The organism is Streptomyces sp. NPDC008317 (genome assembly GCF_042955955.1).
GTDB lineage: Bacteria > Actinomycetota > Actinomycetes > Streptomycetales > Streptomycetaceae > Actinacidiphila.
Genome location: NZ_JBIBFQ010000010.1, coordinates 38,887 through 59,868 on the forward strand (window position 1 = coordinate 38,887; position 20,982 = coordinate 59,868).

The window sequence follows — 20,982 nt, forward strand, 5'->3', positions numbered from 1 at the left end:
GCATGCCCAACACACCCGCGCCCGGCGCCGGTTCGTCCGTCACCCGGACACCCACCAGCCTCACTCAGGGCGCCGCCTCCAAGGGCGGCATCGGCGAGTCCACGCTGCGCCCTGACGGCATCCTGAAGGTCACCGGCGAATTCGCGTACTCCTCGGACCTGTGGCACGAGGACATGCTGTGGGGCTACACGCTGCGCAGCACCGTCGCGCACGCCGAGATCCGCTCCATCGACACCTCGCAGGCGCTGGCCACCTCGGGCGTCTACGCGGTGCTCACCTACGACGACCTGCCCACCGAGGTGAAGAACTACGGCCTGGAGATCCAGGACACCCCGGTCCTCGCCCACGGCAAGGTCCGCCACCACGGCGAGCCGGTGGCGCTGGTCGCCGCCGACCACCCGGAGACCGCGCGCCGCGCCGCCGCGAAGATCCGCGTGGAGTACGTCGACCTGCCGGTGATCACCGACGAGGCGTCCGCCACCGCGCCGGGTGCCGTCCTGGTCCACGAGGGCCGCGAGGACCACCACATCGGCCATGTCCCGCACCCCAACATCGTCCACCGCCAGCCCATCGTGCGCGGTGACGCGGACGCGGCGGCGGCCCGCGCCGACGTGGTCGTCAGCGGCGAGTACGTCTTCGGCATGCAGGACCAGGCGTTCCTCGGCCCCGAGTCCGGCCTGGCCGTGCCCGGCGAGGACGGCGGCGTCGACCTCTACGTGGCCACCCAGTGGCTCCACTCCGACCTGCGGCAGATCGCGCCGGTCCTCGGGCTGCCGGAGAAGAAGGTCCGGATGACGCTCTCCGGCGTCGGCGGCGCCTTCGGCGGCCGTGAGGACCTGTCGATGCAGATCCACGCCTGCCTGCTGGCGCTGCGCACCGGCAAGCCCGTCAAGATCGTCTACAACCGCTTCGAGTCCTTCTTCGGCCACGTCCACCGCCACCCCGCCAAGCTCTGGTACGAGCACGGCGCGACCCGCGACGGCAAGCTCACCCACATCAAGTGCCGGATCGTGCTGGACGGCGGCGCCTACGCCTCCGCCTCCCCGGCCGTCGTCGGCAACGCCGCCTCCCTGTCGGTCGGCCCGTACGTCGTCGAGGACGTCGACATCGAGGCGCTGGCCCTCTACACCAACAACCCGCCCTGCGGCGCGATGCGCGGCTTCGGCGCGGTCCAGGCGTGCTTCGCCTACGAGGCGCAGATGGACAAGGTCGCGGCCGAACTCGGCCTGGACCCGGTCGAGTTCCGACAGCTCAACGCCATGGAGCAGGGCACGCTCATGCCGACGGGCCAGCCCGTCGACTCGCCCGCGCCGGTCGCCGAACTGCTGCGCCGGGTCAAGGCCCGCCCGCTGCCGCCCGAGCGCCAGTGGGAGGTGGCCGGGGGAGCCGCCGACGTACGCGCGCTGCCCGGCGGCCTGTCCAACACCACGCACGGCGAAGGCGTCGTACGCGGTGTCGGCTACGCGGTCGGCATCAAGAACGTCGGCTTCTCCGAGGGCTTCGACGACTACTCCACCGCCCGGGTGCGGATGGAGGTCATCAACGGCGAGCCGGTCGCGACCGTGCACACCGCGATGGCCGAGGTCGGCCAGGGCGGCGTCACCGTGCACGCCCAGATCGCCCGCACCGAACTCGGCGTCACCCAGGTCACCATCCAGCCCGCCGACACCCGGGTCGGCTCGGCCGGTTCCACCTCCGCCTCCCGGCAGACGTACATGACCGGCGGCGCGGTGAAGAACACCTGCGAAGCCGTACGCGAGAAGGTGCTGGAGACCGGCCGCCGCAAATTCGGCACCTACCACCCGGCGTGGGCCACCGCCGAACTCCTGCTGGAGGGCGGCAAGGTCGTCACCGACGGCGGCGAGGCGCTGGCCGACATCGCGGACGTCCTGGAGGACGAAGCCGTCGACCTGGAACTGGAGTTCAGGCACCGCCCGACCGTCGCGTTCGACCTGCGCACCGGACAGGGCAACGGCCACGTCCAGTACAGCTTCGCCGCGCACCGCGCGGTGGTCGAGGTCGACACCGAACTGGGCCTGGTCAAGGTGGTCGAACTCGCCTGCGCCCAGGACGTCGGCAAGGCGCTCAACCCGCTGTCGGTCGTCGGCCAGATCCAGGGCGGCACCACGCAGGGCCTGGGCGTGGCGGTGATGGAGGAGATCATCGTCGACCCCAGGACCGCCAAGGTCCGCAACCCGTCCTTCACGGACTACCTGATCCCCACGATCCTCGACACGCCGACCATCCCGGTCGACGTGCTCGAACTCGCCGACGAGCACGCGCCCTACGGCCTGCGCGGCGTCGGCGAGGCGCCCACGTTGTCGTCCACTCCCGCGGTCCTCGCGGCGATCAGGAACGCGACGGGGCTGGAGTTGAACCGGACCCCGATCCGGCCGGAGCACCTGACCGGAACCTAGGCGGCCGGGGGGCTCCCGCCCCCCGGTCCCCCTTTCTTGTTCGTCTCGGGCCGTCCCCCGGGTCGTGCAGGCCACGCAGATCCCAAATCCCGTACACCGCGTACGAGTGCCCCTGTGAACCTTGGGAGTTGGCACCATGACCCAGACGCCAGTAGAGCCGCGGACGGCGGCGGAGGACGCGGGCGAAGGCTCGCGACAGCCCGCCGGGAGATCCTGGCTCGACCGGTACTTCCACATCTCGGCCCGAGGCTCGTCGATCCCCCGCGAGGTCCGCGGCGGCATCACGACCTTCATGGCGATGTGCTACATCCTGCTCCTCAACCCGCTGCTGCTGTCGGGACCCGACGTCGCGGGGCACAAGCTCAGCCACGCCGCGCTGATCACCGCGACGGCGCTGGCCGCCGCCGTCTCCACCCTGCTGATGGGCTTCGTCGGCAAGGTGCCGCTCGCGCTCGCGGCGGGGCTGAGCGTGGCCGGGGTGATCTCCACCCAAGTGGCTCCGAACATGACCTGGCCGCAGGCTATGGGTATGTGCGTGATCTACGGCGGCGTCATCGTGCTGCTGGTGGTCACCGGGCTGCGCGAGATCGTCATGAACGCGATACCGCTGGCGCTCAAGCACGGCATCACCATCGGCATCGGCATGTTCATCGCGATGATCGGCCTGGTCAACGCCGGTTTCGTCGGCAAGGGCGACCCGCACGGCACGGCCCCGGTCGCCCTCGGCGCGGGCGGCCAGCTGCGCGGCTGGCCCGTGCTGCTCTTCTGCGTGACCCTGCTGCTGATCTTCATGCTCCAGGCCAGGAATCTGCCGGGCGCGATCCTGATCGGCATCGTGGCCGGCACCGTCCTGTCCGTGATCGTCAACGCGGCGGGCGACCTCACGGCGGCCGACTGGGGAGGCAGCGCGCCCAAGCTGGAGGGCAGCGCGGTCTCGATGCCGGACTTCGGGCTCTTCGGCCATGTCGAGTTCGGCGGCTGGGGCTCGATCGGCGGTATGACCGTCGGCGTCATCGTTTTCACTCTGGTGCTCGCCGGGTTCTTCGACGCGATGGCCACCATCATCGGCGTCGGCACCGAGGCCGGGCTCGCCGACGACAAGGGCCGGATGCCGGGCCTGTCGAAGGCGCTGTTCGTCGACGGCGCGGGCGGCGCGATCGGCGGCGTCGCGGGAGCGTCGGGGCAGACCGTCTTCATCGAGTCCGCGACCGGCGTCGGCGAGGGCGCCCGCACCGGCCTGTCCTCGGTCGTCACCGGCGTCCTCTTCGCGCTCGGCCTGTTCTTCACCCCACTGGCCCAGATCGTGCCCGGCCAGGTCGCCGCCGCCGCGCTCGTCGTGATCGGCGCGATGATGATGAGCAACGCACGGCACGTCGACTGGTCCGACCGCGCCGTGGCCGTACCGGTCTTCATGACCGTCGCCCTCATGCCGTTCACCTACTCCATCACCGCGGGAGTCGGCGCCGGGGTCGTCTCGTACACCGCCATCAAGGCCGCGCAGGGCAAGTGGCGCGAGCCGGGGCTGTTCATGTGGATTCTCACGGCCGTCTTCGTCGTCTATTTCGCCCTGCACCCGATCGAGGGCTGGCTCGGCGTCAAGTGACCGCCGGGAAGAGCGAGTTGTAGGAAGAAGGAGCTGGAACGCCATGCTGGACATCGCTGACGAGTTGTACCGCTGGTGCGGTCTCGGGCGTCCGTTCGCCGTCGCGACGGTCGTCGCGACCGGCGGCAGCGCCCCGCGCCAGCCCGGTGCGGCGCTCGCCGTCGACGGCGGCGGCGACGCCATCGGCAGCGTGTCCGGCGGGTGCGTGGAAGGCGCGGTCTACGAGCTGTGCCGGGAGGTGCTGGCCGCGGGCCCCGACGCGGCCGCGGTCCTCCAGCACTTCGGCTACTCCGACGAGGACGCCTTCGCCGTCGGCCTGACCTGCGGCGGCGCGATCGACATCTTCGTGCAGCGGATCGACCCCGCGGTACGGCCCGAGGTCGTCGCGGCGCTGGCCGCGGCCGTCTCCGGCGAGGCGGCGGCGGTGGCCCGTGTGGTCGAGGGCCCGGCGGAGCTGCTGGGCCGGGCGCTGCTGGTCCGCGAGGCCGAGGGCGCCGGTGCGTACGCGGGCTCGCTCGGTGACGACGAGCGGGACCGTACGGCGGCGGCCGAGACCCGCGCGCTGCTGGCCGCCGGGCGCACCGGGACCGTCGTGATCGGCGCGGACGGCAGCCGCTGCGGCGCGCCGCTCACCCTGCTGGTCGAGGCCAGCGTGCCGCCGCCGCGGATGCTGGTCTTCGGGGCGATCGACTTCGCGTCCGCGCTGGTACGGGCGGGCAAGTTCCTCGGCTACCACGTGACGATCTGCGACGCACGGCCGGTCTTCGCCACCGCCCGCCGCTTCCCCGAGGCCGACGAGGTGGTCGTCGACTGGCCGCACCGCTACCTGGAGGCAGAGGCGCGGCAGCGGCGGCTGGACGGCCGTACGGCGGTCTGCGTCCTCACCCACGACGCCAAGTTCGACATCCCCCTGCTGGAGCGGGCGCTGCGGCTGCCGCTGGCCTACATCGGCGCGATGGGCTCGCGCCGCACCCATCTCGCGCGCCTGGACCGGCTGCACGACACCGGGGTGACCGAACTCGACCTGGCCAGGCTCCACTCGCCGATCGGCCTCGACCTCGGCGCCCGCACGCCCGAGGAGACCGCCCTGTCGATCGCCGCCGAGATCGTCGCCCACTCGCGCGGCGGCTCCGGCGCCCCCCTCACCGGCGCCCGCACCCCGATCCACCACGAGCCCAAGACCCCGTCCCGCCGCCTGGGCTCCCCGGCCGCGTAGCGGCCACCGGCCCGCCGAGACCGGGTGCGGGTCCCGATCGGGACCCGGACCCGGACCTCGCCGCACCCCCCATTGCGAGGCCCGGGTCCAGGGCGGCCCGAACTCCTGTTGGCGGTGTCGGTCAGCGTGCTTTGAGCGGCGCCTGGACGACCGGGGGCAGTTCCACGATGTCCGAGGGGTCCGGGGCGGGGCTGCCGGGCATCTGGCCGGGATGGTCGACGACGCCGGTCGTCACGCGGGCGAAGGAATCGGAGAAGTCGCTCTCTCCGTGCCAGTCGACGCGGTCGCCGCGGTAGGTGTACGTGCTCGGGTCCAGGATGAGGTACTCGTGCGTTCGTTGCCGATCGTGGAAATCGAAGGCGATGGCGAGTCCCGGCCGACCGGCCGCGTCTCGCATCGGCGTGCTGACCAGCGTGGTTCCGGGGATCAGCGCCAGCGCGTGGTAAAGCGCGGCGTTGATCCGGGGCGGGACGGTCGATGCGGTCCGCAGAATGTGGAGGATCCTGGTGAACTGCGCTGCGGGTGTGACGGCCGGGGGCCGTTCACCCAGGCTGTGGAATATTCCGTTGGTGGGGGCCGCGCCCGGCTCTTCTCCTGAACTGTTGAAGAAGGGGTCAGTACTCACCCGCCTGAGGAGCTCGTGGGGATCGGTGGGCAGTCGGGACAGAACCTCGCGGGTCTCCCGCGGATGGTCCCCGACCTTCCCCGAGCGGAAGGGGGTGAAGACATCGCGCACCTGGACGGCAGTGCGGTTTCCTGACGCCAATGACTTGCCGACCGACGCGCTCTTGAGACCGTCGTACCGGTACCAGGACCGCTCGTGCCCGCACGTCGTCACGCAGACAACATCGTCCGTGTACAACCACTGGTGGAGACCCGGCTCCTTGCCCGGGCCCTTCGCGGCGTTGTCCGCGGCGGCGTCCAGCACCTGGGCGACCGTCATGGCGTGTACCGGCCGGGGCTGCGCTTCCCGGACGGAGGAGGTCGCGACGATCGTGGTGGCCGCCACGCCCGCGGCCAGGCCCGCGAACGCGGTCCGACGTACGGCGGGACGTGCGAGCATCCCGCGGGCGGCCACCGGCGGCTTTCGTCGGGATGCCCGCTCTGTTTCCCGCTGTTCGGCTCGTACCTGTTCCAGCAGGGCCAGCTCGGCACCGAGGCGTTGCTTGAATCCGACCGGGGTGTTCATCGGGTGACCTCCGTGAGGGGGGAATCGAATGCGGCGGACGGGGTGGTGGATTCGGCACGCAGGGCGGCGCGGGCGCGGTGCAGGCGGACCCGGGCGGTCGCCTGGGAGATCCGGAGCACCTTCGCGGCCTCCTTGGTCGTGAGACCGTCGACAGCGACGAGGTCGATCACCGCGCGCAGCGGCTCGGAGAGCCCGGCGTGCCGGGCGAGCAACTCCCTGGCCGCCCATTCGGCGTCGATGCGCTCCTCGAAGCGCTGCATGTCCTGCTCGTCCAGCAGCCGCCGACCGCTGACCGCGGCCACCGCGTCCCGCTCACGTACCGCGCGGCGGGCATGCGCGGCCGTGGTGTTCCGGGCGATCCCGTAGAGCCACATGAGGTGCGTGCCGCGCCTGGGGTCGTAACCCTCGAATGCCTCCAGCGCGGCCACGAAGACGTCGGCGGTCAGGTCGGCGGCCAAGTGCCGGTCGGTGGTTCTCCGGGTAATGAAGCCGAGAACGGCGTCGAAGTGCGCCTCGTACACCTCGCCGAACGGGGTTCGGTTCCGTCCGGGCTCGTGCGTGGGTATCTGCACGCGGGGACCTCCTGTGCTGTCTGCCACCTGTCACCCATCACTTGGTTCGGGGACCGAAAACCGTTTCTTCCCGCAGGTCAGGGTGGTCAGTGGCTCGGCCGTCGCGCGCACCGCCCGCACCGCCCGCCCGCCGTCGCGGACAGCGACTGTCCGCGACGGGCCCTAGCGTAGGAGCCATGCTCACGCCGCTCGACCGCCGCACTCTCAACCGGACCCTGCTCGCGCGCCAGCTTCTGCTGGACCGGCGGCGGACGGCCGCCGAGGACGCCGTCGCCCATCTGCTCGGACTCCAGTCGCAGCACCCCACCTCGCCCTATCCGGGCCTGTGGACCCGGCTGAACGGCTTCCGCTTCGACGAGTTGGGCACGCTGCTCACCGAACGCGCGGTGGTGCGCGTCGTCTTGATGCGCGGCACCGTGCATCTGGTGACGGCGGCGGACGCGCTGCGGCTGCGGCCGTGGATCCAGCCGATGCTGGACCGGGGGTTTCGCGGCTCGCAGTGGGCGGCCGGGGCCGCGGGCGTCGACCGCGCGGAACTGGTCGCGCACGGCCGCGAGGCGCTGGCCGAACGGCCGCTGGGACCCGCCGAGTTGCGTACCGCGCTGAGCGCCCGCTGGCCCGACGCGGACCCCGCCTCGCTGGTCAACGCGCTACGGGTGTGGGCGCCGCTGGCACAGGTGCCGCCGCGCGGGCTGTGGGGCGCGAGCGCCCAGCCCGCCTACGCCCTGCTGGACGACTGGCTGGGACAGCCGATGGCCGACCCCGCCGCGACCGCCGCGGAACCGGCCGCGCTGGTCCGCCGCTACCTGGCCGCGTACGGCCCCGCCACCCCCGCCGACATGCAGAAGTGGTGCGGACTCACCGGCCTCAAGAAGGTCTTCACCGCGCTGGACTGCCGGACCTACACCGCCGAGGACGGCAGGGAGCTGTACGACCTGCCGGACGCGGAACTCACCGACCCCGCCACCGAGGTCTCCGCGCGCTTCGTCGCCGACTTCGACAATCTGCTGCTCTCGCACGCCGACCGCACCCGCGTCCTCGCCGACGAGCACCGGCCGCGGGTGATGACCGTCAACGGCATCATCCGCGGCACGGTCCTGGTCGACGGATTCGTCGGCGGCACCTGGCGGTTCGAGCGTGCCAAGGACACCGCGGCCGTCGTCGTCGCGCCCTTCGCGCCGCTGCGCCCGGCCGACCGGGACGCGCTCGACGCGGAGGGTCTGCGGCTGCTGGCCGCCTCCGACCCGCGGGCGCGGACGCCCGAGGTGCGGTTCGAGCGACCCGCCGGGTGAGGCGGCGCGCTGCGACCGCTCAGCGCGCCGCCTCGAACGCCCGCCCCGCCGCCGTCTCCACCGGACCGCTGTGGAACAGCCCGCTGCTCGGCTTGCTGTCGTCGGCGGGCAGCCCGAACCAGGCGTACCGCTGGAGCCAAGGCAGCCCGTCGAGCATCTTCGTCGCGGCCGTCACGAAGGCGGCCTGCTGGCTGTCGGTCGGGAAGCGGACGCCGTTGGCGAAGTCGATCAGCGCGAATTCGGTGAGCCAGATCGGCTTGTTGTACCGGTTGTGGACCGCCGTCAGATACGACTTGAGCTGGGAGACCGCGTTCGGCGTCGTGAAGTCCCCGCCGTACCAGTGCAGGGCGATGAAGTCGACGCGGTAGCCGCGCTGTTGAGCCCCCGACATGAACCGGTCGAGCCAGCCGCCGGCCGTGTCACCGCCGTAGGCGACCGCGGGACTGCCGAGCACCTTGCCGTTCGTCATCAACTTCGGCCACAGCGACAGCGCCTGATCCACCGTCATGTTCGCCTGGCCGCCCATGTCCGGCTCGTTGAAGCCCAGCAGGTACGGACCCGCCGCCTTCGCCTGCGCCAGCGCCGTCGGACTCGCGCTGTCACCGCCCCAGATCATCGGCACGAAGCCGGGTCCGCTGATGCCGCCGTGCGTCGTGGACCACGTGTAGTACCAGCCCGCGCCCGACCGGTCGAGCGCGGTGTTCACACCGGGGAAGGACCACACCCCGACGCCCTTGCGGACCGAGGAGACCGGCGCGACCGGCGGCGGCGCCGCGGGCGGCGGCGCGTGGGTCGTCGGCGTGGGCTTGCGCGGCGGCTTCGTCGTCGGCTTGGCGCCGGTCCTCGTCGCGGACGGCGTGGGGGAGGGGGAGGCGGTCGTGGCGGGCGCCGAGATCGTCACCGAAGGACGGATCGGCGTGCTGTCGGCGGCCGGGGTGCCGGGGGACCGGTCGGCCGACAGGTGCACGGCCAGCAGCGCTCCGGCCGCCACCGCCGCGACCGCGCCCATCGCGGCGGCCGGGACGCTCAGCGGACCGTGCAGCAGCCTGCCGCGGATTCCCCGGGGCGCACCGCTCCGCCGTGGGGGGCGGTGTCGCGGAGCGGTGCGCGGGGCCGCCGCTTGGGGAGCGGCCTGGGAGGGGGGTATCGGGGAGTGCGCGGGCGGCGGGCCCGCGGGGCCGGTGTGCGGGGGCACCGCCGGGGCGTGCCCGCCGAAGGGCGCGCTGAACGGCATCCCGAGCGGCACCGGCAGCAGCGGCAGCCCGCTGAGCAGCCGGTCCATCGGCAGCAGCGTCCGGCCGCGCTGCCCGCAGTCCGGGCAGCCGCGGATGTGCCGCGCGAAGCGCTTGCGCCACAGCGGGCTCGGCACACCGTCCCAGCCGCTGGTCACATGCGTGAGACCCGCGCAGCCGCCCGCGTCGCCGAGCGCCCGCACCACCGTGCGCGAGGTTTCGAGCTGTTCCTTCATCCGCTGGACCTTCACCGCGGCGTGCTGCCGGGTCAGGCCCAGGGCGTCGGCCAGCTCCGAGCGGCCGAGGTCGCCGGTCTCCTCCAGCCACCACAGCGCGAGCAGCGTACGGTCGTCGCGGTCCAGCCAGCGGGTGGCCTCCGCGATCTCCCGGCGCTGGTCGGTCAGCCCGAGCCGCAGGATCGTCACGGCGGCGAAGTCCGAGGCCGGGTCCGGTATCAGCTCCGCCGCGTCCAGGGCGGTCTGCTGGTGCCACGCCGCCTTTCGCGCCTGCTCGCGGTCGCGCACCTGGCGGACCGCGATGGCCACCAGCCAGGAGCGGAACGCCGCCGGGTCGCGCAGGTCGGACAGGCCGCGGACCACTCGCAGCAGCGTCTCCTGCACCACGTCGTCCACATCGTCGTGCCCGTCCAGGGCGCGCCCGACGATGTTGTAGACCAGCGGCAGGCACTCCGCGACCAGCCGGTCGAGTGCCGCCTGGTCGCCCGCCCGCGCGGCACTCACCAACGCGGGGTCGGGACCGACCCGGTCGCCTGCGCGCATGCTGCTCACACTCCGTCCTGGCCCGGACTCCGGCCGGGTGACACGTATCTGCCCTCGGACAGGAGACGCTGCCACGACCAGGGGGATAACAGAAACCCGCCGGCCCCCCGGACTTCCCGCGCGGGGAGGTCCGGGGGGCCGGCGACCGGACGGCGGGCCGGGCCCCCGGTCCGGGGGCCCGGCCGCGCCACCGGATCAGGAGGACGGCACGGTGTCCGTGAAGGTGGTGCCCGCCGTGCGGTAGGCCGCGACCTGGGTCTGCACCTGGGCGGGCGTCAGCACCTGGTCCTTGAGGAAGTACACGTAGTCGACCTGCTGGTTGTACGAGCGCGGGGTGTTGCTCGTCTGGCCCGCGAGGTCGATCAGCCAGTGGTTGAAGTCGATCCACTGCGGCGTCTCGGGCAGGTACGGCTCGCCGTGCTGCGCGACCTGGTTGCCGTCGATGTAGTAGGTGATGTTCGTGTTGTCGATGGTGATCTGGAGGTTGTGCCAGCCGTCGAGGCTGCCGTACTGCTGGCCGTGGGTGTTGACCGCGTTCCACGGGTCCGGGTTGTAGGTCTCCCAGGACGTCTCGTACATGATGTTCTGGGTCTCGCCCCAGCCGCCGTTGGGCAGGTACTCGAAGTCCTGCTCGCTGTAGTTCGGGTCCATCGGCGCGTTGAGCGGCGTGAAGGTGAAGAAGGTCTGGTTGACGTGGTCGCCGTCGGGGCCGCCGGTCGGTGTGTCGTTGAACTTGACCCGGGCCGCGTAGGTGCCGTTCTTGAACTTCCTTGCGGTGGTCTGGAGTTCGGTCTCCTTGGTGCCCGCCGCCGTGCCGTCGGTGGTGAGCCGCAGATTCATCACCTTGTTGCTCGCGCCGTCGGCGACGAAGGTCACGTCCTGCGGCGACCAGGTGGCGCCGGCCACACCGGGGCCGCCCTGACCGGACTTGACCGTCCAGCCGTGCTGCTGCACGGCCGGGTCGGAGCTGGAGGTGTAGGTGAAGTCGTCGAACATCGCGGGACCGGTCGGGTTGCCGGTCGGCGGGGTGGTCGGGGGAGTGGTGGGCGGGTTGGTCGGGTCGTTGCCCGCGGGCGCGGTGCCCCAGACCACGGCGCCGCTCTTCTGCACCGTGACCTTGTTCCAGTTCGCGTAGGCCGTCTGCGAGCCGTTGAAGGAGTAGTCGTCGGACTGCGTGAGGGTCTGCCAGTCGGCGCGGTAGAACCGCAGTTGCATGTCACCGGTGTTCTGACCCGGCGTCAGCGAACCCGCGCCCGAGGTGAAGCCGATCTCCAGGTAGCGGTCCGCGGTGGCCGTCGGATTGGCCAGCGTCCCGAAGGTGCCGGTGATGTTGCCGCAGCCCTTGACCGCCCACGAGCACGCGAAGCGGTAACTGACGTTCGGGCCGTCGGACTTGAAGTAGTACCGCACGGTGACGGTGTTCAACGGCACCGTGGTGCTGCCGGTGTTGGTGACCTCCAGCCACGGCTCCGACTGGTCGGCGGTGGCGCCGGAGGCGCTGGTGCGGTACTGCGCGCTCAGCGAGTCCTGCGCCGCCGAGGCGGGCATCGCGGTGAGCGCGGCGCAGGCGAGACCGGCCGCCGTACAGACGGCCATCGCCGTACGGACGCGGGTCGACATGCGGAACTTTCCTGACACGGTGATCCCTTTCCAGAGGGGGGTGATGGTGCGGGACTACTGGGAGATGGTCCGGGGAGAGGTGGTGCGGGAGGTGGCTCGGGGGGTGGGCGGCGGGACCGCGGGGTGCGGGATCGTCCGGTGGGCGATACCCAGCGCCGCCAGCCGGTCCTCGTGCCGGAGCAGGGCGGGCAGGAAGTCCGTCGACCAGTCGCCCGCCGGATTCCAGGCCCGGTCGGCGAGCGCGCACAGCCGGGGGAAGACCAGGTACTCGGCGTGTTCGGCGGTCGGCACGAATTCGCTCCAGAGCTGCGCCTGCGTGCCCAGCACCCGTGCCGCCGCGGCCGGTTCCCAGTCGGCGGGTACGGTCTCGCCGCCGTGCACGGCCCGCAGGTCGACGATTCCGCCCGCCTGGCCGAGCGGTTCACCGGGCTGTTCGGTCTGCGGGTAGTCCAGATACGTGGAGCGGTGCGGCGCCATGACCACGTCGTGGCCGCGCCGGGCGGCGGCCAGCCCGTGGTCGGTGTCCCGCCACGGCATCACGGTGAACTCCGGCGGCAGCGTGCCCGAGTCCTCCGCCCAGCACAGCGGGCGCCGCCCCGCCTCGATCAGGAAGTCGCCGATCCGCCCGAGGAACCAGCCGCGCAGGTCCTTGGGCGCGGCCAGGCCCAGCTCCGCCGCGCGCCGCCGCGCCGCCGGGCTCTCCTCCCACTCGGTGACCGGGCACTCGTCGCCGCCGATGTGCACGTACGAGGAGGGGAACACGTCGAGCACCTCGCCGAGCACGGTGCGGCAGAAGTCCAGCACCTCGTCGTGGACGCCGAGGATGTTGCGGCACACACCCCACTCGGTCCACACGTCCAGCTCGCGCCCCGGCACGTTCCCCAGGTGCGGATAGGCCGCCAGCGCCGCGCGGGTGTGCCCCGGCATCTCGATCTCCGGCACCACCGTGACGCCGCGCTCGGCCGCGTAGGCGACCAGCGACCGCAGCTCTGCGGCGGTGTACGCCCCCGCGTGCGGCAGGTCGTCGAACCGGCCGCTGCCCGAACGCCCGATCATCGAGCGGGACCTGGCCCCGCCGACCTCGGTGAGCCGGGGGTAGGCGGCGACCGGCATCCGCCAGCCCTGGTCGTCGGTCAGGTGCAGATGCAGCACGTTCAGCTTGTGGAACGCCAGCAGGTCCACGAAGCGCCGCAGGAACGACACCGGCTGGAAGTGCCGGGCGACGTCCAGCATCATGCCCCGCCAGCCGAACCTCGGCACGTCCGTGACCTGCACGCACGGCATGCGCCAGGCCACCCCGCTCTCCGGGCGCTCCGACAGGGCCTGCGCGGGCAGCAGTTGACGGATCGTCTGCACACCGTGCAGCAGCCCCGCCGGCCTGGCCGCCCGCAGCAGCACCGCGTCGGGCCCGACGGTCAGGCCGTAGCCCTCCGCGCCGAGACCGCCGAGTTCGGGGTCGAGCGCGAGCACCACCCGGCCGGTGGGCGAGGGCCGCAGCGGCAGCCCGGTGGCGGGCGCGAGCAGCGTACGCAGCAGGTCCGCCGCGCCCTGGGCGCCGTCGCTCGCCCGGACGGACGTGGTCGCGTCGAAGGTGAAGTGGCCGGGGATACGGGCGAGATGGGAGGGGTGCGGAATGATCACAGCGGCTCCAGTGGGGGCGGCGGGGGTCGGCGGTCGACGGCGTCGAGCGAGGTGACCTGGGAGCGGGCGTGGGGAGCGGTCGCGGGCAGGGGGCGCGGACAGAGGGCGCGGGGAGCGGTCGCGCGGTCAGCCCTTCACGGCGCCGGCGGTCATTCCGGTGGTGACCCGGTTCTGGAGGACGAGGAAGACCAGCAGCACGGGCAGCATGAACAGCGAGGAGGCGGCCATCGTGGCGCCCCAGTCGGTACCGAAGACATTGCTGAACGAGGAGAGCCAGACCGGCAGCGTGCGGGCGTCCTGGTTCTTGATGATCAGCGTGTTGGCGAAGGCGAACTCGTTCCACGCCGTGATGAAGCCGAACAGCGACGTGGACAGCAGGCCGGGCGCGAGCAGCGGGAAGGTGACCCGGCGGAACGCCTGCGGCCTTGTGCAGCCGTCCACTTGGGCGGCCTCCTCCAGTTCCACCGGGATCGCCGCGAGGAAGCCGCGCAGCGTCACGATCGTGAACGGCAGCGTCGTCATGAAGTAGACCAGCGTCAGCATCGACAGCTTGTCGAGCATGTCGGTGTCCCGCGCGATCACGTACATCGGGATCAGCAGCGCCTCCCACGGCGCCATCTGCGCGGTGAAGACCAGCAGGATGAAGGCCCGCCGGCCGCGCCAGCGCATCCGGCCGACCGCGAAGGCCGCCAGCAGCGCCACCACCAGCGACATCAGCACCGCGCCGAGCGTCACGGTCAGGCTGTTGCGCCAGAAGGTGCCGAAGCCGTCGGCGTGCATGGCCGTGCGGAAGTGCGCGAAGGTGGGGTGCAGCGGCAGGAAGGACGGGGTGTCGGCCTGGATGGCGGTCGTCGGCTTGAAGGCCGTGATCACCATCCAGTAGACGGGGAAGGCGGCGACCGCCAGCGTGAACAGCGCGGCCAGATTGAGCGGCAGCCGCCGCAGGGACCCGCGGCCCGGCCGCTTCCGACGGCCCGCGCCGCCCGCGCCGCCCGGTCCGCCCGGTCCGCCCGGTCCGCCCGCGCGCGGGGCCTTACCAGTTGCGGTGAACGTGCTCACTGCGCGCCCTCCTCACGGAACATCCGGCGCAGGTTGAAGACCAGCACGCCGAGCAGGATCAGGACGGTCAGCGTGGAGACCGCGGACCCGAGGTCGTACTTGTGCAGGGACTGCGCGATCTGGAAGGCGTAGACCGGCAGCGTGGTGGTCGCCCCGTTGGGACCGCCCTCGCTGATCACCCAGATCTGGGCGAAGCACTTGAAGCACCAGATCACCTCAAGCGAGGTGATCAGCGCGAACAGCGGGCGCAGCATGGGGAAGGTGACCAGCCGGAAGGTCTGCCAGGCGCCCGCGCCGTCGATCCTGGCCGACTCGTACAGCTCCGCCGGGATCGTGGTCAGGCCGCCGTAGAGGGTCAGCGCCGCGAACGGCACGGACTGCCAGACCACCAGCGTCACCAGGATCGCGAAGGTCGAGCCGCCGTGCGCGAACCAGGTGTAGTCGCGGTACGACTCGAAGCCCAGCTTTACCAGTAGCCAGTTGACCACTCCGAAACGGGACTGGAACAGCCACTGGAAGATCGTGGTGGCCGCGATCACCGGAGTGGCCCAGGCCAGGACCAGACCGCTCATCACCGCGAGCCGCATCCGCTTGCCGAGCTTGACGAGCATCAGCGAGACCAGCGTGCCGAGCACCATGATCAGCACGACGTTCAGCCCGGTCCACCACAGGGTGCGGCGGACCACCGTCCAGAACTCCGGATCGTCCAGCACCGTACGGTAGTTGGCGAAGCCGACCCAGGTGGCGCCGCCGCGGATCAGCTCGCCGAGGCCGAAGTGCTGGAACGACATGACGGTGTTTCTGACCAGCGGGTAGACCAGCAGGAAGGCCGTGCCCACCACGGTGGGGGCGACCAGCAGATACGGCCAGACCGCGGCGAGCGGGCGGCGGCGGCGCCGGCGTTCGCGGGGCGGCGGTGGCGGTTCCGCGACGGCCGGCCGTGAGGCGGCGTTGGGAGCGGTGAGCACGGCGGTTCTCCTCGGGGCGCTGATCGGACGCTGTCGGGCGGACGCGGATCAGATAGGGAGCGGGCGGGGCGTGGCCGGTCAGGAGGCGGTGTTGAGGGCCTTGGTGACGGCCGCCGAGGCCGTCTTGCCCGCCGCGTCCGGGTCGCTGCCGGTCAGCACCTGCGTCATGTACTGCTTGATCGGGTTGTTGGCCTCGACCGCCGCCCAGTTGGGCGAGTTGGGCGTGGCATGGCCGTTGGCCGCGCCGACCGCCATCACCGAGGCGCCCTCGTTGCCCGCCAACACCCCCGCGAGCGAGGTGCGGTTGGGCACGTAGCTCATCTCCTTGGCCATGTCCGTCTGCCACTTGGTGCCCGCGAGCGCCTTGACCACCTCGTAGGCGAGCGCCTGGTGCCGGGACGCCTCGGGGATCACCAGGTCGGAGCCGCCGGTGAAGACCGCGCCCGGCTTGTCGGCGGTCTTGCCGGGGATCGGGAAGAAGCCGATCTTGTCCTTCATCGCGGGATTGGCCTTGACGATGGCGTCGGCGCCGCCGGGCACCGAGATGATCTGCGCGCTCTTGCCCTTGGCGAAGACGTCAGCCTGGAGCGGCTTGGCCTCGTCGGAGTCCTTCGGGCCCTTCCCGAGCGCCTGGAGCCGCTTGTAGAACTCCATGCCCGCCTTGGCCTGCGGGGTGTCCAGCGCGCCCTTCCAGTTGTCGCCGTCCTGGACCGCCAGGTCGCCGCCCTCGTCCCAGATGAATCCGGCCAGCGCGTACCAGGTCTGTCCCGGCAGGTAAATGCCGTCGTTGCCCCCGGTGTTGAGCTTGGTGGTGTCCTGGATCCACTCGTCGCGGGTCTTGGGCGGCGCGGCGATGCCCGCCTTCGAGAAGAGGTCCTTGTTGTAGATCACGACGCGGTTGGCCGCGTACCAGGGGATGCCGAACTGCTTGCCGTCGATCTTGCCGGGGTCGGCGAGGCCGGGAATCCAGTCGGCGCCCTGGAGGTCGGTCACCTTGTCGGTGAGGTCCTTGACGCCGCCGCTCGCCGCGTACTGCGCGACCTGCGTGTTGCCGACCTCCATCACGTCGGGTGCGTCGTTGCTGGCCAGCGCGCTGGTGATCTTCTGGCCTATGCCGTCCCACTCCTGGATCTGGATGTCCAGGGTGGTGCCCTTGTGCCCGGCCTCGAAGTCGGACCTGAAGCGGCTGAGGAAACCGTCGGACATGCTGCCGCGCATGATCCACACGGTGAGCTTGGCGGGGGCCGGCGTCTTGGCGGAACCGCCGGTGCCGCCGGAGTCACCGGAGCCGCCGGATCCGGAGGAGGAGCCGCACGCGGAGAGCGCGGCGACGGCGAGGACGAGCGCCGCGGCGCCGGGAACGAGTCTGGATCTCACGGGGATGTCACCTCGGGCAGGGAGCGAACAGGACTTACCACTTGCCAACTGGTCTAGTGCTGGTCAGTGAAAATGGCATAGACCACTGAGCACGTCAAGAGTTCGCGCACCCGTCGCCCGCCGACCCGCCGTCCGCCGCGCACCCGCCACACGCAGGCCGTATACGAATGAGGCCCCCGAAAGCCAGGTGGCAAGGAGCGCTGGCATACTGGTCAGCATCTGGATAACCTCAGCTCACCAGCACGTCACATGAACCCACCGGCACGCCCCCGAACTCAGCAGCACGTCATACGAACTCACCCGCACGACGGCGGCACACCGGTGACCCGTCGGCGGCAGGAAGGTGCCCCCCATGGCCAGCGAGCCGCCGCGCTCGGCGCTGAAACGCGAACGGGTCCGCGACTACCTGATGGAACTGGTCGAGTCGCGCGCGCCCGGCGACCCGATCCCGTCGGAGCGCACCCTGTGCGAGCAGCTCGGCGTCTCCCGCCCCACGCTCCGCTCCGCCGTGGACGAACTGGTCACCACGGGACTGCTGGTCCGCGAACACGGCCGCGGCATGTTCGTCGCCCGCGCCAAGATCACCCAGGAGCTGGCGCTCGACGGCCAGGCGCACCGCCTCCCGCAGGCGTCCGGCACCTGGGCCAGCCGCGTCCTGGAGTTCACCACCGTGCAGGCGGGCGCCCGCGTCGGCCGCAAGCTGCGCATCTCCCCGGCCGCCGAGATCACCTACATCGCCCGGCTCCGGCTGGTCGACGACGAGCCGATGGCCATCGAATACCTGCACGTCCCGGCCGACCTCGTGCCCGGCCTGCACGCGGCGGACATGGAGTCCGGCGACTTCTACGACTTCCTGCGCGCCCGGCACGGCGTCCACGTGCACGAGGCCGTCCAGTCCATCGAGCCCACCGTGACCAACGACGAGGAGGCCCGGCTGATCGGCGTGCCCGTCCTGTCACCGGCGCTGCTCTTCGAACGGCTCACCAAGGACGCCACCGGCCGCCCGGTGGAGTACGTCCACTCCGTCTACCGCGGCGACCGCTACCGGATCGTCTCCCGGCTGGCCCTCGGCGACGCCGCGCCCGCGACCGCGCAGTCCGCCGACCGGCACCACCCGGGCATCCCGCCGGGCGACCTCGCGGGGCGCGGGGACGTGACGGCGCAGATGGTGGGGGAGGTGCAGCCCGCGGGCTGAGGCCGGGGGCGTACGTGCTCAGGGTGCGCCGCGGCGCACCCTCAGCGTGCCGGGGTCTCGAACGGCGAACTACGGTGCCAGGCCCGCCGGTTGCTGGCGTATGCCGTCGCCGCCCTCGTCCCCTTCAGCGGCGCCCGCCGCGGCGCCGTCGGTGCCGCGGCGCGGGCAGGGGCGGCCCGCCGCCGGATCGGTCCAGGAAGCCGGGGGCCGGGCGGTCAGCAGCGGGTCGACGGTCAGATGCCGGGCGCCCAGCGGCTCGGCCATCGCGCGCAGCGCGCTCTCCGAGAGCTTGATCCACGGCTGGGTCGGCCCCAGCACCGAGCGCAGCCGCTGGTCACTGGTGAAGGCGACCGCCGTCCTGCTGCCGACGGGCGTACGCCACAGCCGTACGACATAGCCCGCGGGCCCCTGTCGCACCGGCACATACAGCGGCCCTTCCGGTACGGGCACGGATTCCGCGGTCGGCGAGACCGGCCCGGGGGGCGTCTCGCGGGCCGTCGCGGGGGCCGTCTGCTCGTGGGGCTGTCCTTCGGGAGTCCGGTCACCGGGTCCGTCGTGCTGGCTCACGTGCATGCAGCCACCGTAACCCGGCCGCCGGACGCGCATTCGGCGAGGTCGAGGCGTGGACACCGCGCCGACCGGGCGCGCGCGCCGCTTCGGCCGCCCGCCCGCCCCGCGCCCGGCACCCGCCGATCGAGTGACGCGTCCGCCGGTCACGGCCGCGGACCGCCGTCGTCCATGTGTCCTCGCCACGCTTATGGCGTCCGATCCGGGGCGAACGTTACGTTTGCGCCATGACAGCGCCGAACACCGTACTCACCTGGCAGGTCGAGGAGACCGGCGGATACGAGACCGCGTGGGTCGAACTGGCCGCCGGACGGCTGCGCGCGCACGGCCGCGCGGTCGGACTGAAGCCCGAACCGTACTGGCTGAGCTATGAGTTGGACACCGACGCCGGGTACGTGACCCGGCGGCTGCACGTCACCTCGCACACCGTCGACGGCACCTACGACCTCGAACTGCGCCGGGACGAGCGCAGCCGCTGGACGGCCAACGGGCAGGTCGTCCTCGCGCTCGACGGCGCGCTCGACTGCGACCTCGGCATGTCACCGCTCACCAACACGATGCCGGTGCTGCGGCACCAACTCCACCGCAACGAAGGCCATCAGGACTTCCTGATGGCCTTCGTCCCCGTCCCGACCCTCGCCGTCCGCCCCTCCATCCAGGGCTACACCCACCTGACCCCGCTGATGTCAGGGGCCCGGCTCGGCTACGCCTCCGGCACGTACCGCAGCGAGATCGACGTGGACGCCGACGGTCTGGTCGTGCACTACGAGGGCCTGGCCACGCGCCTCAACCGGGCGGCCCCCAAGCTCTGAGGGCCCGCCCGCCGCCCCGCGGCCGGGTGCTCAGACGCCTCCGCCCTCCTCCGCGAGCACGGGACCCTCGGCCCCGCCCTTCGTCCGCCGCGCCCGGCTGATCGCGACGGCGGCCAGCACCGGCGGGACCGCCGCCAGGAGGAAGCAGAGCGCCAGCGGCACGCCGGCGACCAGCAGCGCGGCCACGGCGCCACCGGCCGAAGACCCGGCGTTGACGGCCGAGTTGACCCAGGTCGTGGCGCGGGTGGTGGCGCCGTCGGGCGCCGAGCCCGCCGCCGCGAGATAGGCGGTCGAGAGGATCGGCGCGGTCAAGGTGCCCGCGGCGGCGACGCACAGGCCGAACACCGTGAGTACGGGGGCGGCGGCCGTGACCGAGACGAGCGCGGCCAGGACGAGGAGCAGGCCGGGGAGCCGGGCGGCGGCGGGCAGCCGCCAGGAGATCCGGCCGTACAGCAGGCCGCCGAGCGCGCTGCCCGCCGACTGCGCGGCGAGGATCCAGCCGACCGCCGAGGGGTGGTGGTGCCGGTCGGCGAAGGCGATCACGAACAGCTCCACGCAGCCGAGGCAGCAGCCGATCCCGGCGGCGGCGTACGCGGCCCTGCGGACGCCGCCGCCCTTCTCGCCGAACAGCCGCAGCCGCTCGGCCGCCGAAGCGGTCGACGTGTGGCGCGGCGGCAGCAGCCGGGCGGCGGGGGAGGTGACCATCGCGAGCGTGCCGCAGCCGATCAGGGCGCCGGAGAGCACCAGCCCGTTCACCGGGTGCACGGCCACCACGAGCAGCGGCCCGCTGAGGAAGATCAGCTCCTCCGCGACCGTGTCGACGCTGAACGCCCTTTGCAGCAGCGCCTCGTCGGGCGTCAGCGCGTCCCACAGCGCGCGCATCGTCGGCCCGAGCGGCGGACACAGCGCCCCCGCCGCGCCGCTGAGCCCGGCGAACGCCCACAGCGGCGTGCCGGGCTCCCGTACGGCCGCGGCCAGGACGAACAGGGTCGTGGCGAACGGCAGCGCCAGCGTGGTCAGGCCGCGCCTGGCACCCCAGCGGTCCACGAGCGCGGCCCGCGCGGGGCCGAGCAGGACGGACACGGTCGCGAAGAGCGTGGCCAGCAGCCCGCCGCGCGACAGCGACCCGGTGGCGGAGGTCAGGGACAGGACGAGGGAGAGCGAGACGACGCCGTAGCCGAGGCGTCCGAAAAGGGCCGCACCGAAGGTGCGGCGGGCATGGGGAAGGCGGAAGACGGCAGCGTAGGACGCAGCCCGGGCAGGCGCGGACATGGGGGTGATCCTCGGGTTTCCGGGGGAAGGCGGGCGGTTTCGCGTATGCCGCGCAGCGCCGTCAACCCGCCGTCAAGGCGGGGCCGGTCGTCTGTGGGCGCTTACCGCTGCCTAGACACGGTGGGGGAGGATCATGCGCCGCACCCTACCCGTCGGACAGGGTGCGGGAAA

At 72.3% G+C, this 20,982-nt stretch carries 16 protein-coding genes; 6 read left to right on the forward strand and 10 right to left on the reverse strand.

Annotated features, from left to right (window positions below; all coding sequences use genetic code 11):
- Window positions 1–2 precede the first annotated feature (2 nt).
- The 3 genes from ACFY9V_RS28810 (at window position 3) to ACFY9V_RS28820 (ending at window position 5,236) form a co-directional block, all read left to right on the forward strand.
- Window positions 3–2,417, forward strand: a complete 2,415-nt coding sequence (locus ACFY9V_RS28810; protein WP_391163580.1) for a molybdopterin cofactor-binding domain-containing protein — start codon at window positions 3–5, stop codon at window positions 2,415–2,417.
- A 136-nt stretch (window positions 2,418–2,553) separates the two neighbouring features.
- A complete protein-coding gene (locus ACFY9V_RS28815) occupies window positions 2,554–4,020 on the forward strand; it encodes an NCS2 family permease (protein ID WP_355338878.1) in 1,467 nt (488 codons plus the stop codon).
- A gap of 43 nt (window positions 4,021–4,063) precedes the next feature.
- Window positions 4,064–5,236, forward strand: coding sequence for an XdhC family protein (locus tag ACFY9V_RS28820; RefSeq protein WP_391163581.1), 1,173 nt, complete (start codon window positions 4,064–4,066; stop codon window positions 5,234–5,236).
- 121 nt (window positions 5,237–5,357) lie between these two features.
- On the opposite strand, the gene ACFY9V_RS28825 is transcribed toward ACFY9V_RS28820, so the two are convergent.
- On the reverse strand, window positions 5,358–6,425 hold the full coding sequence (locus ACFY9V_RS28825) for a CU044_5270 family protein (RefSeq protein ID WP_391163582.1): 1,068 nt from the start codon (window positions 6,423–6,425) through the stop codon (window positions 5,358–5,360).
- Window positions 6,422–6,997, reverse strand: coding sequence for an RNA polymerase sigma factor (locus ACFY9V_RS28830; RefSeq protein ID WP_355338887.1), 576 nt, complete (start codon window positions 6,995–6,997; stop codon window positions 6,422–6,424). The genes ACFY9V_RS28825 and ACFY9V_RS28830 overlap by 4 nt, the downstream gene beginning before the upstream one ends.
- A 176-nt stretch (window positions 6,998–7,173) precedes the next feature.
- On the opposite strand from ACFY9V_RS28830, the gene ACFY9V_RS28835 reads away from it, so the two are divergent.
- Window positions 7,174–8,289: a DNA glycosylase AlkZ-like family protein gene (locus ACFY9V_RS28835; RefSeq protein WP_391163583.1), complete on the forward strand. Its 1,116-nt coding sequence runs from the start codon at window positions 7,174–7,176 to the stop codon at window positions 8,287–8,289.
- A gap of 19 nt (window positions 8,290–8,308) precedes the next feature.
- On the opposite strand, the gene ACFY9V_RS28840 is transcribed toward ACFY9V_RS28835, so the two are convergent.
- The 6 genes from ACFY9V_RS28840 to ACFY9V_RS28865 form a co-directional block, all read right to left on the reverse strand.
- Window positions 8,309–10,300: a sigma-70 family RNA polymerase sigma factor gene (locus ACFY9V_RS28840; RefSeq protein ID WP_391163584.1), complete on the reverse strand. Its 1,992-nt coding sequence runs from the start codon at window positions 10,298–10,300 to the stop codon at window positions 8,309–8,311.
- 195 nt (window positions 10,301–10,495) lie between these two features.
- On the reverse strand, window positions 10,496–11,920 hold the full coding sequence (locus tag ACFY9V_RS28845) for a cellulose binding domain-containing protein (protein ID WP_355338895.1): 1,425 nt from the start codon (window positions 11,918–11,920) through the stop codon (window positions 10,496–10,498).
- A gap of 54 nt (window positions 11,921–11,974) precedes the next feature.
- On the reverse strand, window positions 11,975–13,561 hold the full coding sequence (locus ACFY9V_RS28850) for a family 20 glycosylhydrolase (RefSeq protein ID WP_391163585.1): 1,587 nt from the start codon (window positions 13,559–13,561) through the stop codon (window positions 11,975–11,977).
- Between the two features lie 126 nt (window positions 13,562–13,687).
- On the reverse strand, window positions 13,688–14,437 hold the full coding sequence (locus ACFY9V_RS28855) for a carbohydrate ABC transporter permease (protein ID WP_355339482.1): 750 nt from the start codon (window positions 14,435–14,437) through the stop codon (window positions 13,688–13,690).
- A 179-nt stretch (window positions 14,438–14,616) separates the two neighbouring features.
- Window positions 14,617–15,588, reverse strand: a complete 972-nt coding sequence (locus tag ACFY9V_RS28860) for an ABC transporter permease subunit (protein WP_391163586.1) — start codon at window positions 15,586–15,588, stop codon at window positions 14,617–14,619.
- A 78-nt stretch (window positions 15,589–15,666) separates the two neighbouring features.
- The gene (locus ACFY9V_RS28865; protein ID WP_355338898.1) at window positions 15,667–16,965 is read right to left on the reverse strand and encodes an extracellular solute-binding protein; all 1,299 of its coding nucleotides are present in this window, start codon (window positions 16,963–16,965) and stop codon (window positions 15,667–15,669) included.
- 352 nt (window positions 16,966–17,317) lie between these two features.
- On the opposite strand from ACFY9V_RS28865, the gene ACFY9V_RS28870 reads away from it, so the two are divergent.
- Entirely contained in the window at window positions 17,318–18,160 is an 843-nt protein-coding gene (locus tag ACFY9V_RS28870; RefSeq protein WP_391163588.1) for a UTRA domain-containing protein, read from the forward strand.
- A gap of 69 nt (window positions 18,161–18,229) precedes the next feature.
- Here ACFY9V_RS28870 and ACFY9V_RS28875 read toward each other — a convergent pair whose 3' ends face one another.
- Window positions 18,230–18,733: an SAV_915 family protein gene (locus ACFY9V_RS28875; RefSeq protein WP_391049427.1), complete on the reverse strand. Its 504-nt coding sequence runs from the start codon at window positions 18,731–18,733 to the stop codon at window positions 18,230–18,232.
- A 221-nt stretch (window positions 18,734–18,954) separates the two neighbouring features.
- Here ACFY9V_RS28875 and ACFY9V_RS28880 point away from each other — a divergent pair, with 221 nt between their 5' ends.
- A complete protein-coding gene (locus tag ACFY9V_RS28880; protein ID WP_391049429.1) occupies window positions 18,955–19,539 on the forward strand; it encodes a putative glycolipid-binding domain-containing protein in 585 nt (194 codons plus the stop codon).
- Between the two features lie 30 nt (window positions 19,540–19,569).
- Here the strand turns inward: ACFY9V_RS28880 and ACFY9V_RS28885 are convergent, their stop codons facing one another.
- Window positions 19,570–20,811, reverse strand: coding sequence for an MFS transporter (locus ACFY9V_RS28885; RefSeq protein WP_391163589.1), 1,242 nt, complete (start codon window positions 20,809–20,811; stop codon window positions 19,570–19,572).
- Window positions 20,812–20,982 lie beyond the last annotated feature (171 nt).

What these genes read in the sequence shown, in the direction of transcription:
- ACFY9V_RS28825 (WP_391163582.1), bottom strand. Translation starts at nt 6,425, where the DNA reads ATGAACACCCCGGTCGGATTCAAGCAACGCCTCGGTGCCGAGCTGGCC.
- ACFY9V_RS28840 (WP_391163584.1), bottom strand. Translation starts at nt 10,300, where the DNA reads ATGCGCGCAGGCGACCGGGTCGGTCCCGACCCCGCGTTGGTGAGTGCC.
- ACFY9V_RS28875 (WP_391049427.1), bottom strand. Translation starts at nt 18,733, where the DNA reads ATGCACGTGAGCCAGCACGACGGACCCGGTGACCGGACTCCCGAAGGA.
- ACFY9V_RS28810 (WP_391163580.1), top strand. Translation starts at nt 3, where the DNA reads ATGCCCAACACACCCGCGCCCGGCGCCGGTTCGTCCGTCACCCGGACA.
- ACFY9V_RS28835 (WP_391163583.1), top strand. Translation starts at nt 7,174, where the DNA reads ATGCTCACGCCGCTCGACCGCCGCACTCTCAACCGGACCCTGCTCGCG.
- ACFY9V_RS28855 (WP_355339482.1), bottom strand. Translation starts at nt 14,437, where the DNA reads ATGGTGATCACGGCCTTCAAGCCGACGACCGCCATCCAGGCCGACACC.
- ACFY9V_RS28870 (WP_391163588.1), top strand. Translation starts at nt 17,318, where the DNA reads ATGGCCAGCGAGCCGCCGCGCTCGGCGCTGAAACGCGAACGGGTCCGC.
- ACFY9V_RS28885 (WP_391163589.1), bottom strand. Translation starts at nt 20,811, where the DNA reads ATGTCCGCGCCTGCCCGGGCTGCGTCCTACGCTGCCGTCTTCCGCCTT.
- ACFY9V_RS28845 (WP_355338895.1), bottom strand. Translation starts at nt 11,920, where the DNA reads ATGTCGACCCGCGTCCGTACGGCGATGGCCGTCTGTACGGCGGCCGGT.
- ACFY9V_RS28815 (WP_355338878.1), top strand. Translation starts at nt 2,554, where the DNA reads ATGACCCAGACGCCAGTAGAGCCGCGGACGGCGGCGGAGGACGCGGGC.
- ACFY9V_RS28880 (WP_391049429.1), top strand. Translation starts at nt 18,955, where the DNA reads ATGACAGCGCCGAACACCGTACTCACCTGGCAGGTCGAGGAGACCGGC.
- ACFY9V_RS28820 (WP_391163581.1), top strand. Translation starts at nt 4,064, where the DNA reads ATGCTGGACATCGCTGACGAGTTGTACCGCTGGTGCGGTCTCGGGCGT.